This is a genomic window from Streptomyces pallidus (ex Mingjun et al. 2026) (assembly GCF_051550185.1).
Lineage (GTDB): Bacteria > Actinomycetota > Actinomycetes > Streptomycetales > Streptomycetaceae > Streptomyces.
In genome coordinates this window covers 5336768-5349621 of sequence record NZ_CP196181.1, presented here as the reverse complement: position 1 = coordinate 5349621, position 12854 = coordinate 5336768, and the positions used below count along the sequence as shown (strand labels likewise).

Here is a 12854-nt window from a genome sequence, read left to right as displayed (position 1 = left end):
CAGCGGCCAGCACCGCCTAGCGGAGGTGGGACGTGTCGTTGAGGAGGCGGAGCGAGGCGTTCCCGTCGGCGTAGTACGCGACAGCCGTCAGCGAGGCCGCGGAGAGCTCCATCCGGAACAGGGACTCCGGCGGGGCCCCGAGGGCCAGCCGAACAAGGATCTTCACCGGGGTCACATGCGTGACCAGCAGCACCGTACGCCCCGCGTGCGCCGCCAGCAGCCGGTCCCGGGTGGCCGAGATCCGGCGGGTGGCGGCCGCGAAGCTCTCGCCGCCGCCGGTGGGGGCCGCCTTCGGGGAGTCCAGCCAGGCCTGGAGGTCCTCCGGGAACCGCTCCTGCACCTCGGCGAAGGTCAGCCCCTCCCACGCGCCGAAGTCCACCTCGCGCAGGCCCTGTTCGACGGTCACGCCGAGGCCGAGGCGGTCGGCCACGGCCTGGGCGGTCTCGCGGCAGCGCCGCAGCGGGGAGCTGATGACGGTCTGGATGGTGCCGCGGGCGGCGAGCGCCTCGGCCACGGCGTGGGCCTGGCGGCGCCCCGCCGGGGAGAGTTCGGGGTCACTGCCGCCGCTACCGGAGAACCGCTTCTGCGGGGTGAGGGCGGTCTCGCCGTGTCGGAGGAGCACGAACGTGGCCGGCGGGCCCATGTCCGGGCCCCAGCCCTGGGTCCCGCCCTTCGAGGGCTCGGCGGCAGCGGGTGGCGCCACAGGCGCCGTAAGCGCCGCAGGTGCCGCAGGCGCCGCAGGTGCCGACGGCGCCACGACCGCCGACGGGGGCGTCGTCATCGCGAGGGCCGCGCGGACCGCTGCGGCACCGGCCGCCGCGTCCCCGGGCGGCCCCGACGGCGGCGGGGTGGCCAGGGCGCGGGCGGCGGAGGTGTCCAGGGCGGCCGTGGAGGCCGACGGCTCCCACTGCCGACCCAGCCGACCGGCGTCCATCGCCTCGTTGGCGAGCCGGTCCGCGTGCTTGTTCTGCTCGCGCGGGATCCACTCGTACGAGATCTGCGCGCGGGGCAGGATCCGGGCGGCCTCCGCCGCGAGCGGCTTCATGTCGGGGTGCTTGATCTTCCAGCGGCCCGACATCTGCTCGACGACGAGCTTGGAGTCCATCCGGACCTCGACCTGCGCGTCGGGGTCGAGCTCGCGGGCGGCCGTGAGGCCGGCGATGAGTCCCTTGTACTCGGCCACGTTGTTCGTGGCGATGCCGATGTACTCGGCGCGTTCCGCCAGCGTCTCGCCCGTCGCCGGGTCGAGGACGACCGCGCCGTAGCCGGCGGGCCCCGGGTTGCCCCGGGAGCCGCCGTCCGCCTCCACGACCAACCGCGGCATCAGATGCCCGAGTCCGCCGTACGGACCAGGATGCGGCCGCAGGAGTCGTGCCGGACCACCTGGTCGGGGGCGGCGGCCTTGATCTCGTTGATCTCGGACATGTCGAGCTCCAGGCGGCAGCCCTCGCAGCGGCGCTGGTAGAGGCGGGCCGCGCCGACGCCGCCCTGCTTCAGGCGGATCTTCTCGTACAGGGCCATCAGGTCGGCCGGCATGGACGCGACGACGAGCTCGCGGTCCTTGGTGGCCTTCGCGGCCTCGGCGTCGAGCTCGCCGGTGGCGGCGTCGCGGCGGGCGGTGGCGTCGGCGAGCTTGGCTTCGAGGGCGGAGACGCGCTCGGTGTTCTCGGTGACCCGCTCCTGGGCGGCCTCCAGACGCTCCATCACCTCGAGGACGACGTCCTCCAGGTCGGCCTGGCGCTTGGCGAGGGAGACGACCTCGCTCTGCAGGTTCGACAGGTCGCGGGCCGACATGCCGACGCCGGAGTCCAGCCGCTGCTGGTCGCGGGCCGCGCGCTGGCGGACCTGGTCGACGTCCTGCTCCGCCTTGGTCTGCTCGCGGGCGGCGTCGCTCGCCTGCGTCTGCGCCGCCACGAGCAGGTCGCGCTGCTGACTCAGGTCCTTGGTCAGGGAGTCGACCTCGGCGTGCTCGGGCAGCGAGGCGCGCTTGTGGGCGAGCTGGGACAGCCGCAGGTCCAGCGCCTGGACGTCGAGGAGTCGGATCTGGTCGGCGGGCTCGGCGTTCAGTTGGGGGCTCCAGGGGTAGTCGGGGAGTCGGCGGACGGCGCGTGCGCCGTCCAGGGGTCGGTGACGGTGCGCGAGACGTGGGTGCGCAGGCCCCAGCCGTGGCGCTCCGAGACGGCGTCGAGCTGGGCCGCGGCCTGCTCGCACCAGGGCCACTCGGTGGCCCAGTGGGCGGCGTCGACGAGGGCGAGCGGGCTCTGCTCGCGGGCCTCGGAGGCCGGGTGGTGGCGCAGGTCGGCGGTGACGAAGGCGTCCACGCCGGCCTCCCGGACCTGTGCGAACAGGCTGTCGCCGGAGCCGCCGGAGACGGCGACCCGACGGATCGTCATGTCCGGGTCGCCGGCGACGCGGATGCCCTGTGCGGTCCGCGGCAGCCGGGCGGCGGCGCGGGCGGCGAACTCGCGCAGCGTCTCGGGGTGGTCCAGTTCGCAGATCCGGCCGAGGCCGCGGCGGCCCTCGGGGTCGGTCGGGTCCGGCACGAGCGGGCCGGTGATGCGCAGGTCGAGGGCGCCGGCGAGGGCGTCGGAGACGCCCGGGTCGGCGGTGTCGGCGTTGGTGTGGGCGACGTGCAGCGCGATGTCGTTCTTGATGAGGGTGTGCACGGCGCGGCCCTTGAAGGTGCCGGCCGACACGGTGGTGGTGCCGCGCAGGTAGAGGGGGTGGTGGGTGACGAGCAGGTCGGCGCCCAGCTTCACCGCCTCGGCGACGACCTCCTGCACCGGGTCGACGGCGAACAGGACCCGGGTGACCTCGGCATCGGGGTCGCCGCAGACGGTTCCGACCGCGTCCCACTGCTCGGCCCGCGAGGGGGGCCAGAGAGCGTCCAGCGCGGCGATGACTTCAGAGAGACGTGGCACAGGCCAAGGCTACCGTCCGTGCGGGACGGCGGGAGTCCGCCCGGCCCGCCCCCGCCCGCACCCCGGCACCGCCCGCACCGCGCGGGAACGCGCACGGCCGGCCGCGCAGGCACACGCTCCGCCTCCACCACCGCAGAACCGCCGGGTGGCCACCCGTACGTGTGAAGCACCGGGGGTCGCATTGTCCGCCCGAAACGCGAAAACTAGCTTCCTCACCGGAGGTGACGCACGGATGACTGTCTGTGCCATCGAGATCACTACGGCTGCCCCGTTCACCATCGCCGCCGACGGGTCGTACGCTGCCCGGCTGGCCGGCACCGGAGAGGCCCGCTACCCGGAGCGCTGGACCCTCGCGGGCCCCGAGCCGTACGCGGTGCCGCTGCCGCTGGCCCAGCCCGAGGAGGCGGACAGCGAGGTCCTGCCGCTGGCCGACGGGCGGGTGCTGATCCACCGCCGGGTCGCGCAGCGGCACGCCTTCGCCCTGCTGTACCCGACCGGCAGCGCCGGGGCCGGCCCGCGGACCGGGGAACTCCCGCTGGGCTCGGTGGAGCCCGCCGGTGAGGGCGTACGGGTGTCCCTGCTGCCCCCGCCGCCGGACGGGCGGAGCGCCTTCGCCCTGACCGCCTCGGACACGCAGAGCACGGTCTGGCGGGTGGCCGGCGGCCCCTTCGGGCAGGTCGCCAGGATCCCGGGCCGGTGCACGGGCGGCGTCTGGCTGGACCGCGACGGCCTGATGCTGGCACTGGACCGGGAGCTGGACGGCCTCGTCAAGGCCGTCGTGGTGGACCTCGGCGGGAGCGGGGCGGCCTCCCCGCTGCTGCAGATCGCGGAGGGCAGCAACGACCGGCTGCTGCTGGCCGACCCCGACAGCGGGTTGCTGCTGATCCGCTCGGACGCCCCCGGCACGTCCCGCCTGGGCTGGGGCGTCCTGGGCAGCTCCCTACCCGTCCGGTTCCCGGAGTGCCTGCGCGGCGGGGCCGCGGTCCCGTTCGCGGTCCAGCCGGGCCAGGCCCTGATGCCGGAGACCTGCGCGGTCGCGCTGCGGACGGAGGACGGCGCGCTGGGCCTGTGGCGGCCCGCCGACCGGCGCGTCTTCCGGCTGCCCGCGCCCGTCGGCTGGCTCGGCACCGGGCTGTGGAGCCCCGAGGGCCGGCTGCACCTGCCGTACGCCACCCGCGAGGTCCCGTGCGGGATCGCCCGGCTGACGATGCCGCCGGTGCCGGCGCCGGTCCGGCTCGAACCGCCGCCGGCACCGGCCGCACCACGCCCGGTCCCGCTCCAACAGGCACCGCTCCAGCAGGCACCCGTCCCGCAGGCGCCGCTGCCGCAGCCCGCCCGGGTCTGACCCGGGCGGGGACGGGGGCGGGTGGCCGGCGGCGGCTGCGCCCGCGCTAGCCGCGTGCCAGGCCCAGTACCTCGGGCGCGGCGAAGGTCTCGTTCGCCGGGCGCGCCGCGTAGTGCGGGGTGAGGAGGGCGTCCAGCTCCTCGTAGGAGAAGGCCTCCTTGGCGGTGTCGAACTTCGCCGCCACCTTGGGGCGCTCCATGACGGCCACCATCCCGCCGTGGACGACGAACAGCTGCCCGTTGACCCCGGCGGCGGCCGGCGAGGCCAGGTAGCCGACGAGCGGGGAGACGTGCTCGGGGGCGAGCGGGTCGAGCCCGCCGTCCTGCGGTTCCCGGAAGCCGGCGAAGACGTCCTGCGTCATGCGGGTCCGGGCCCGGGGGCAGATGGCGTTGGCCGTCACCCCGTACTTCGCCAGGGCCAGGGCGGTCGAGGTGGTCAGGCCGACGATGCCGCCCTTGGCCGCCGCGTAGTTCGGCTGCCCGGCCGAGCCGCCGAGGAAGGCCTCGGAGGAGGTGTTGACGATCCGGCCGTGGACCGGGCCGCCCGCCGCCTTCGACCGTTCGCGCCAGTGCACGGCCGCGAAGTGGGTGGTGTTGAAGTGGCCCTTGAGGTGGACCCGGATCACCGAGTCCCATTCCTCCTCGGACATCGAGAACACCATCCGGTCGCGCAGGATGCCCGCGTTGTTGACGAGGACGTCGAGCTTGCCGAAGCTGCTCACCGCGAGCTCGACGAGTACGCGCGCCTGCCCGAAGTCGGCGACGTCGCCGGTGTGCGCGACCGCCTGCCCGCCCGCGGCCCGGATCTCCTCGGCCACCTCCTGCGCCGGCCCGGCGGAGGCTTCGCCGGAGCCGTCGCGGCCGGGCTGCCCGAAGTCGTTGACGACCACGCTCGCGCCGAGCCGGGCCAGCTCGACCGCCTCGGCCCGGCCGAGCCCGCGGCCGGCGCCGGTGACGATGGCGGACAGTCCCTCCAGTGGGAGCGTCATGTGCGGGGTTCCTCTCAGATGTCGATGCAGGTGCGCAGGGCGACCCCGGTGCGCATCTGGTCCAGGGCGTCGTTGATCTCGCCGAGCTGCACCCGGTGCGTGATCAGGCCCGCCAGGTCCACCCGCCCGGCCCGCCACAGGGCGATGGTCCGCTCGTACGACCGCAGCACGTCCCCGCCCCCGTACATGGACGGCAGGATCTTCTTCTCGTCGAAGAACAGCGAGAACATGTTGATCGAGTAGTCGTCGTCGAGGGCGCCTGCGCCCACCACGACGACCGAGCCGCCGCGCCGGGTCATCTCGTACGCGGTCCGCACGGTGGCCGACTTGCCGACGACCTCGAAGACGTGGTCGAAGCCCTCGCCGGCCGTGATCCGGTTCCGGGCGTCGGCGAAGGCCTCGGGCGCGACCGCCTCCGTCGCCCCGAAGCGCAGCGCCGCCTCGCGCCGCGACTCCACCGGGTCGACGGCTACGATCTGCGCCGCCCCCTGCACCTTGGCGCCCTGGACGACGGAGATGCCGACGCCGCCGCAGCCGATGACCGCGACCGAGGAGCCGGCCTCCACCTCGGCGGTGTTGATGGCCGCGCCGAGCCCGGTGGTGACCCCGCAGCCGATCAGGGCGGCGATGTCGTACGGCAGGTCGTCGGGGATCTTCACGGCGCAGGCGGCCGGGACGACCATCTCCTCGGCGAAGGTGCCGGTACCGGCGAAGCCGAAGACGTCCCCGCCGCCCGCACGGCGGAAGTTCGGGGTCGCGACGTTCCCGAAGGCCTCCAGGCACAGGTGGCCCTGGCCGCGGCGGCAGGCCGGGCAGTGCCCGCACGGCGGCAGCCAGCAGACCAGGACCCGGTCGCCGACGGCGTGGGTGGTGACGCCGTCGCCGACGTCGACGATCTCACCGGAGCCCTCGTGGCCGGGTATGAAGGGGGCGGGCTGCGGCAGGACGCCGCTCATCGCGGAGAGATCGGAGTGGCACAGGCCGGTGGCCCTGATGCGGATCCGTACCTTCCCGGGGCCGAAGCCCGCGACCTCCATGTCGTCGACGACTTCCAGCTTGTCCTGGCCTATCTCGCTCTGCAGCGCTGCGCGCACGGTGCGGCTCCTCGGCTTCGGGCTTCGCGGGCTTGGGGCTACGGGGCTACGGGGCTACGGCTTCGCGGGTCGCGGGTCGGGGTCGGGCGTTCCCGGCGGTCAGGCGTGTTCGACGACCGTGTCGGCGAGGACCGGCGCGTCGTCCCGGTCCGCGGCGCCCACCTCGACCCGGACCCGGCCCGGCTCCTGCCACATCCGGATCCGCAGGGTCTCCCCGGGGAAGACGATCCCGGCGAAGCGGGTGCGGTAGGCGCGGACCCGGGACACGTCCCCGCCGAGCACGGTGTCGACGACCGCCTTGAGGGTCATCCCGTACGAGCACAGGCCGTGCAGGATGGGCCGGTCGAAGCCGGCCAGCTTGGCGAACTCGGGATCGGCGTGGAGGGGGTTCCAGTCGCCCGAGAGCCGGTACAGCAGCGCCTGCTCCTCGCGGACGGTCCGCTCCTCGACGCGGTCCGGCTCCCGTTCGGGGGTCTGGGAGCGGGCGGAGGGCCCGCGGTCGCCGCCGAAGCCGCCCTCGCCGCGGACGAAGATCTGTGCGTCGCTGGTCCACAGCGGGCCGTCGGCGTCGGCGACCTCGGAGCGCAGCACGATGACCGCGGCCTTGCCCTTGTCCCAGACGGCGGCGACCTTGCTGCTGGACCGGGCGCGCCCCTCGACCGGGATGGGCCGGTGCAGCTCGATGGAGTGGCCGCCGTGCAGGACGGAGGCGAGGTTCACGTCGATCCCGGGTGCGGCGAGGCCGCCCAGCATGGCCATGCCGGCGCCGGCGACGGTCGCGAAGCTGGGGAGGACGTGCAGCCGGGACTCCAGGGTGTAGCGCAGCTCGTCGGGGTCGGTGGCCGGGATCCCGGCCCCGAGGCCGAGGTGGTAGAGCTGGACGTCCTTGTGGTCCCAGGCGATGTCCCCGAGGCGGGGTTCGGCGGCCAGGGCCCTGGCGGCATCGATCGGCATGAGGGTGCTGCTCCCTTGTCCGTGGAAGACCTCGGTGCGGTCGTCCGCACCGTCGGCCGCACCGAGGTCGTGTGCGGGCCGGTCCGGAACGCTCCGGGAGGCGTCGGGGCCGCTGCCCCGGCCGCGCGTTCTAGAACGCGTTCCAGAAACCGGTGAGGGAATGTATAACGCACGCCCCAGCACTTGTGAAGGCTCCTGACATCACGTCAGATCCCTTTGGGTGAAGCGTCCTGCCCGATGTCCGGCCCTCCGTCGCCTAGCCTGACCGGGTGGACGAAATGCCCCGGTCGCACCGCCCGTCCCGCTCCCTGCGGGTCCTGCTCTGGCCGCCCGACCCGGCCCTGGCGACCCTCCTGGGGCTCCAACCGGACATCGAGGTGGTGTCCTCCCCGCTGGAACGCCCGGCGGTGGCCGTGGTGGACGACGTCCCGGCGGTGGCCGAGGTGATGGCGGACGACCCGGAATGCCGCGTCCTGGTCACCACCGGTTCCGCCCACCCCGGACTGCTGGACGCGGTCCTCGCCTCCGGCGCCTCGGGCCTGGTCCTGCGCGACGGCCCGCCGGACGACCTTGCGGAGGCGATCCGCCGGGCGGCGCAGGGCGAGACCGTGGTGGACCCGGCCCTGCGCACCGGATCCTGAGCGGGCACGGGGAAGTCCGGCGGGGGCGCCGCGCCCCGCCAGGGGCGCGGGGAACTGCGCGACCGGCCACGGACGGCCCGCAGGCCGTGCACCGCACACCCCGCGCAGCGCTCAGGCGTCGCGGCGCAGGAGCGTCACCACCGCCGCCCCGCCCAGGCCGATGTTGTGGGCCAGGCCCACCCGCGCCCCGCCGACCTGCCGCGCGCCGGCCTCGCCGCGCAGCTGCCACACCAGTTCCGCCGTCTGCGCGAGACCCGTGGCGCCCAGCGGGTGCCCCTTGGAGATCAGACCGCCGGACGGGTTGACCACCCACCGGCCGCCGTACGTCGTCGCCCCTGACTCGACGAGCCGCCCGGAGTCGCCGTCCGCGCACATGCCGAGCGCCTCGTACGTCAGGAGCTCGTTGACGGAGAAGCAGTCGTGCAGCTCGATCACGTCGACGTCCTCGATGCCGAGGCCGGAGGCCGCGTACGCCTGCCGGGCCGCGGCCGCGCTCATCGGCTTGCCGACGACGTCGATGCAGGAGCCGGAGCCGAAGGACTCGGGGGTGTCCGTCGCCATCGCCTGGCCGGCGATCTCCACCGCCCGGGCGTGCAGCCCGTGCCGGACGAGGAACCGCTCCGAGACGACCACCGCCGCCGCGGCCCCGTCCGAGGTCGGCGAGCACTGCAGCCGGGTCAGCGGCGGGTGGATCGGCTTCGCGGCGAGGACCTCCTCGACCGTGTACGCGTCCTGGAACTGGGCGTTCGGGTTGTTCACGGAGTGCCGGTGGTTCTTCGCCCCGACCGCCGCGAGCTGCGCGGGCGTCGTCCCGTACCGCTCCATGTGCTCGCGGGCGGCGTTGCCGAAGATCTGCGCGGTGGGCGGCGACATGGCGAAGCCGTGCCGGGCGGCCATGATCCCGTAGTGGCGGGCGACCGGCGAGGTGGCGAAGTCGCCGCCGTCGGCGCCGCCTCCGAGGGCGCCCTTCTTCATCTTCTCGAAGCCGAGCGCGAGCACGCAGTCCGCGAGGCCGCCGGCCACGAACTGCCGGGCCATCATCAGCGCGGTGGCGCCCGTCGCGCAGTTGTTGTTCACGTTGTAGACCGGGACGCCGGTCAGCCCGAGCCCGTACACGGCCCGCTGGCCGGCCGTCGAGCCCTGGAAGCAGTAGCCCACCGGCACCTGCTCGACCTGTTCGTAGCCGATGCCCGCGTCCGCGAGCGCCGCCTCGCCCGCCTCCTTCGCCATGTCCCAGTACTGCCAGTCCCGGGACTCCGGCTTCTCGAACCGCGTCATGCCGACGCCCACGACGTACGACTTCATGCCCCTCAGCTCCTTCGATTCCGTTCGGATCCGTCCGCGTCCGTCCGTGTCGTTCAGTCCCTGGGCAGGCCGAGGATCCGCTCGGCGACGACGTTGAGCTGGACCTGGGTGGTGCCGCCGGCGATGGTCAGGCAGCGGGACATCAGCAGCTCGTGCACCGCCCGCTCCCCCGCGCCCTCCCGTACCGCGCCCGCCGGGCCCAGCAGTTCGAGGGCGAGCTCCGCGGTCCGCTGCTGGTGCGGGGTCTGCACGAGCTTGCGCACGGACGCGCCCGCGCCCGGTTCCAGCCCGGACACCTGCTGGAGCGTGGTGCGCAGTCCCATGCAGGCGAGGGCGTGGGCCTCGGCCGCGAGGGCCCCGATGCGGGCGCGGTGGGCCTCGCCGAGTCCGGCGGCCCGGTCGAGGAGGGCCTCGACGCCGGAGCCGAAGGCCAGTTGGTCGGCCATGTGGACGCGTTCGTTGCCGAGGGTGTTGCGGGCGACCTTCCAGCCGTCGCCGGCGGCCCCGACCAGGGCGTCCGCGGGCAGGACGGCACCGTCGAACCAGACCTCGTTGAAGAGGGACTGGCCGGTGATCTCCCGCAGCGGGCGCACGTCGATGCCGGGGGTGCGGCGCATGTCGACGACGAAGTAGCCGAGCCCCCGGTGCTTGGGCGCGTCCGGGTCCGTGCGGGCCAGCAGGATCCCGAAGTCGGCGGTGTGCGCGGAACTCGTCCACACCTTCTGTCCGTTGACCCGCCAGGAGCCGTCCTCCTCCGACCGCTCGGCCCTGGTCCGCAGCCCGGCCAGGTCCGAGCCCGCGCCCGGTTCGGAGAAGAGCTGGCACCAGGCGGTGTCCCCGCGCAGCGTCGGCAGGAGGTAGCGCTCCTGCTGCTCGGGGGTCCCGTAGGCGAGCAGCGAGGGCACCACCCAGGTGGCGATCCCGAGGTCGGCGAGCCGCACCCCGGCCCGGGCCAGCTCCTGCTGGACGACGAGCTGCTCGACCGGTCCGGCGCCGAGGCCGTACGGGGGCGGCAGGTGCGGGGCCGCGTAGCCGGTGGGCGCCAGGGTCCGGCGGGCCGTGGCCGGGTCCTGGCCGCGCGCGGCCTCGGCGGCGCGTCGGGCGGCGGGCCGGTAGTCCTCGGCCTGCTCCGGCAGCTCCAGCCTGAGCTGGCGCCGGACCCCCGCGGACGCCAGGCGCACGGCCCGCAGCCGGTGCTCGTCGCCGGAGCCGAGGAGCTGCCGGGCGACGAGGGCCCGCCGCAGGTGGACGTGCGCGTCGTGCTCCCAGGTGAAGCCGATGCCGCCGAGCACCTGGATGCAGTCCTTGGCGCACGAGTACGCGGCGTCCAGCGCGGTCCCGGCGGCGAGCGCGGCCGTGAGGGAGCGCGGCCCGGCGGGCCCGTCCGCGGCCCGGGCCGCGTCCCAGGCCAGGGCCCGGGCCTGCTCCAGGCGGACCAGCATGTCGGCGCACAGGTGCTTGACCGCCTGGAACCGTCCGATGGGCCGGCCGAACTGCACCCGGACCTTGGCGTACGCGGTGGCGGTGTGCAGGGCCCAGGCGGCGGTGCCGCAGGCGTCGGCGGCGAACAGGGTGCAGGCCAGGTCCCGGACCAGGTCCCCGTCCAGGTCGAGGCGGCGGTCGGGCGGTACGGCGACGGCGCGCGCCCGGACCTCGGCGGTGGGCCGGGTCGGGTCGGCGGCGGCGTGCGCGCGGATCTCCAGCGCGGCGGCGTCCACGGCGTACCAGGAGATGCCGCCGGGACCTCCGTCACCGACGGCGGCAGCGGGCGCGCCGGCGTCGGCGGCCGCCGCGGCGAGCAGCACCAGGTCGGCCTCCCCGGCGCCGAGCACGGGCGGCGCGAGCCCGTCGATCAGGTACCCGCCGCCGGGCGCGGGGGCGGCGGTCAGGGTGCCGGGCCCGAGGGCGACGGCCCCGATCCGGGTGCCGTCGGCGAGCGCGCCCGCGAGTCCGGCCGCTCCGGCCCGCTGGAGCAGGGCGGAGGCCAGGGCGCCGGGCAGGTACGGCCCGGGCAGTGCGGCCCGGCCGGCCTCCTCGACCGCGACGGCCAGGTCGAGGAGGGTGCCGCCGTCGAGGTGGGGTGCGAGCAGCCCGGAGGCTGCGAGCGCGTCCCACCAGGCGGGCCGGGCCCCGGTCCGGGGCGGGCTGTCGAGGAGTTTGCGGACCTCCTCGGGCGGCACGGTCCGGGCCGCCCAGCCGCGTACGGCTTCTGCGAGGTCCCGCTGTTCCTGCGTGATGGCGATGCCCATGCGGATCCCTGCCGCCTCTCCACGTCCCGCGGTCGGCGCCGGCCCGGGCGCGGGCGCCCGGCGGTCCCTGATCGCGGGCAGAGTAGAACACGTTTCATTCTGACGGAAGGTCAGATGGCGGGATCGCGCGGCGACCGTCAGGAACCGGCCATGTCCGAAAAACGCTCTAGCTGACCTCCGCCCCGAATGATCGAATCTGGGGCGTTCCCGGCACCCCCTATAATTCAACTCCAGGACGGAAATCACCCGTGAATTCCATGACGTACGCGGATCTGCACCGCCAGGTATCACTGGACATCGAGGCGGAAATAGAGGCCGCCATCGCGGGACTCGTCCCCACGCCCGACACGGGTACGGCGAAGAGCGCCGCCAAGAGCGCGGTCACCAAACTCCTGCGCCATCAAAAACTGCGGCATCCGCTCTCCGTGCTCCCGATGCTGGTGCACGGAATCGAAACGGGGAATCCCGCTCCCGCCGTCCCGCTGGCCGCCCTGCACGTGCTGTGGTGGACCTCCGCCTGCTATCTCGACGACCTGGCCGACGCCGACGCCCGCCCCCAGGGCTCCCCGCACCCCGCCCCACCCCCGGCCCTCGACCGGAACGAGGCCGTGTTGGCCTCCTTCCTCAGCGGCTCCGTCCTGCCGCTTCGGATCGTCCGGTCGCTGCCGGTGCCGGCGGCCGTGCACGGCCTGCTCACGGCCGAGATCGCAACCGGGTGGGCCGTGGGCGCCGAGGGCCAGCTGGCCGACATGGGCACCGACCCCGCCAGCGCCACCCCCCGCTCGGTCATCACCGGCTACCGCGGGAAATCCGGGGGACCTTTCTCGATGATCACGGCCATGGCCGCGATATTGGCCGGCTCCGACAGCAGGAGAGTGGCGCTCTGGCGCGAGTTCGGCTACGTCTTCGGCATACTCTGGCAAATATTCAACGACCAGGAGGACATCCTCTCCGGCCGCAATGAGGACCTCCTCAACGGGACGGCCACCTACTTGCTGACCTGCGCCCTGGAGGATTCCCCCGGAGCCGCCGCCCGGGAGCGCATCCTCGCCCTGTGCGCCGCCGCCCGGAATTCCGCTCCGGCCCGCACGGAACTCACCCGGACGCTGCTCTCCCCGGCCCTGCTCCACCGCTACCGGGTGGACCTCGAGGCCTTCCGGGCCGACGCCCATCGCATCCTCGGCGTACTGGGCGGGGACGGCCGGTACCTGCCGGTCCTACGGCATCTCGTGGACCACGCGGCCGCCATGCTGCTCCAGCCGGCCCCGGACCGCGAACCGGATCCGGAGGCCGTCCCGGCCCGCGCGGCCTCGGTACAGCCGGTCTAGTGCTGTGGCCGGAAGGGTCTGCCGCCCCG

At 74.7% G+C, this 12854-nt stretch carries 11 protein-coding genes; 3 read left to right on the top strand and 8 right to left on the bottom strand.

Annotated elements, in window-relative coordinates; all coding sequences use genetic code 11:
• Positions 1-16: 16 nt before the first annotated feature.
• The 3 genes from ACSHWO_RS23695 to ACSHWO_RS23685 are packed head-to-tail and all read right to left on the bottom strand — an operon-like array spanning position 17 to position 2921.
• Positions 17-1324, bottom strand: coding sequence for a bifunctional RNase H/acid phosphatase (locus ACSHWO_RS23695; RefSeq protein ID WP_438314634.1), 1308 nt, complete (start codon positions 1322-1324; stop codon positions 17-19).
• Positions 1324-2067: a zinc ribbon domain-containing protein gene (locus ACSHWO_RS23690; RefSeq protein WP_361097003.1), complete on the bottom strand. Its 744-nt coding sequence runs from the start codon at positions 2065-2067 to the stop codon at positions 1324-1326. The genes ACSHWO_RS23695 and ACSHWO_RS23690 overlap by 1 nt, the downstream gene beginning before the upstream one ends.
• Positions 2064-2921: a Nif3-like dinuclear metal center hexameric protein gene (locus tag ACSHWO_RS23685; protein WP_438314631.1), complete on the bottom strand. Its 858-nt coding sequence runs from the start codon at positions 2919-2921 to the stop codon at positions 2064-2066. Before ACSHWO_RS23685 ends, ACSHWO_RS23690 begins: the two co-directional genes overlap by 4 nt.
• A gap of 232 nt (positions 2922-3153) precedes the next feature.
• On the opposite strand from ACSHWO_RS23685, the gene ACSHWO_RS23680 reads away from it, so the two are divergent.
• Entirely contained in the window at positions 3154-4266 is a 1113-nt protein-coding gene (locus ACSHWO_RS23680; RefSeq protein WP_438314628.1) for a hypothetical protein, read from the top strand.
• A gap of 46 nt (positions 4267-4312) precedes the next feature.
• Here ACSHWO_RS23680 and ACSHWO_RS23675 read toward each other — a convergent pair whose 3' ends face one another.
• The 3 genes from ACSHWO_RS23675 to ACSHWO_RS23665 form a co-directional block, all read right to left on the bottom strand.
• Positions 4313-5254 carry a 3-oxoacyl-ACP reductase gene (locus ACSHWO_RS23675; protein ID WP_438314625.1) on the bottom strand — a complete coding sequence of 314 codons (942 nt, stop codon included), beginning with the start codon at positions 5252-5254 and terminating at the stop codon, positions 4313-4315.
• A 14-nt stretch (positions 5255-5268) separates the two neighbouring features.
• Positions 5269-6348, bottom strand: a complete 1080-nt coding sequence (locus ACSHWO_RS23670) for a Zn-dependent alcohol dehydrogenase (RefSeq protein WP_385849471.1) — start codon at positions 6346-6348, stop codon at positions 5269-5271.
• A gap of 99 nt (positions 6349-6447) precedes the next feature.
• Entirely contained in the window at positions 6448-7302 is an 855-nt protein-coding gene (locus tag ACSHWO_RS23665; protein WP_438314622.1) for a MaoC/PaaZ C-terminal domain-containing protein, read from the bottom strand.
• 278 nt (positions 7303-7580) lie between these two features.
• On the opposite strand from ACSHWO_RS23665, the gene ACSHWO_RS23660 reads away from it, so the two are divergent.
• The gene (locus ACSHWO_RS23660; protein WP_361084838.1) at positions 7581-7943 is read left to right on the top strand and encodes a DNA-binding response regulator; all 363 of its coding nucleotides are present in this window, start codon (positions 7581-7583) and stop codon (positions 7941-7943) included.
• Between the two features lie 111 nt (positions 7944-8054).
• Here ACSHWO_RS23660 and ACSHWO_RS23655 read toward each other — a convergent pair whose 3' ends face one another.
• Positions 8055-9248, bottom strand: a complete 1194-nt coding sequence (locus tag ACSHWO_RS23655; RefSeq protein WP_361083505.1) for a lipid-transfer protein — start codon at positions 9246-9248, stop codon at positions 8055-8057.
• Positions 9249-9301: 53 nt separating this feature from the next.
• Positions 9302-11497 carry an acyl-CoA dehydrogenase family protein gene (locus tag ACSHWO_RS23650; RefSeq protein ID WP_438314619.1) on the bottom strand — a complete coding sequence of 732 codons (2196 nt, stop codon included), beginning with the start codon at positions 11495-11497 and terminating at the stop codon, positions 9302-9304.
• A gap of 257 nt (positions 11498-11754) precedes the next feature.
• Between ACSHWO_RS23650 and ACSHWO_RS23645 the strand changes: the two genes are divergently transcribed.
• Entirely contained in the window at positions 11755-12825 is a 1071-nt protein-coding gene (locus tag ACSHWO_RS23645; RefSeq protein ID WP_438319255.1) for a polyprenyl synthetase family protein, read from the top strand.
• Positions 12826-12854: the final 29 nt, after the last annotated feature.

Excerpts from the sequence above, each read along its gene's own strand:
- ACSHWO_RS23650 (WP_438314619.1), bottom strand. The coding sequence starts at position 11,497 with ATGGGCATCGCCATCACGCAGGAACAGCGGGACCTCGCAGAAGCCGTA.
- ACSHWO_RS23680 (WP_438314628.1), top strand. The coding sequence starts at position 3,154 with ATGACTGTCTGTGCCATCGAGATCACTACGGCTGCCCCGTTCACCATC.
- ACSHWO_RS23660 (WP_361084838.1), top strand. The coding sequence starts at position 7,581 with ATGCCCCGGTCGCACCGCCCGTCCCGCTCCCTGCGGGTCCTGCTCTGG.
- ACSHWO_RS23695 (WP_438314634.1), bottom strand. The coding sequence starts at position 1,324 with ATGCCGCGGTTGGTCGTGGAGGCGGACGGCGGCTCCCGGGGCAACCCG.
- ACSHWO_RS23645 (WP_438319255.1), top strand. The coding sequence starts at position 11,755 with ATGACGTACGCGGATCTGCACCGCCAGGTATCACTGGACATCGAGGCG.
- ACSHWO_RS23675 (WP_438314625.1), bottom strand. The coding sequence starts at position 5,254 with ATGACGCTCCCACTGGAGGGACTGTCCGCCATCGTCACCGGCGCCGGC.
- ACSHWO_RS23655 (WP_361083505.1), bottom strand. The coding sequence starts at position 9,248 with ATGAAGTCGTACGTCGTGGGCGTCGGCATGACGCGGTTCGAGAAGCCG.
- ACSHWO_RS23665 (WP_438314622.1), bottom strand. The coding sequence starts at position 7,302 with ATGCCGATCGATGCCGCCAGGGCCCTGGCCGCCGAACCCCGCCTCGGG.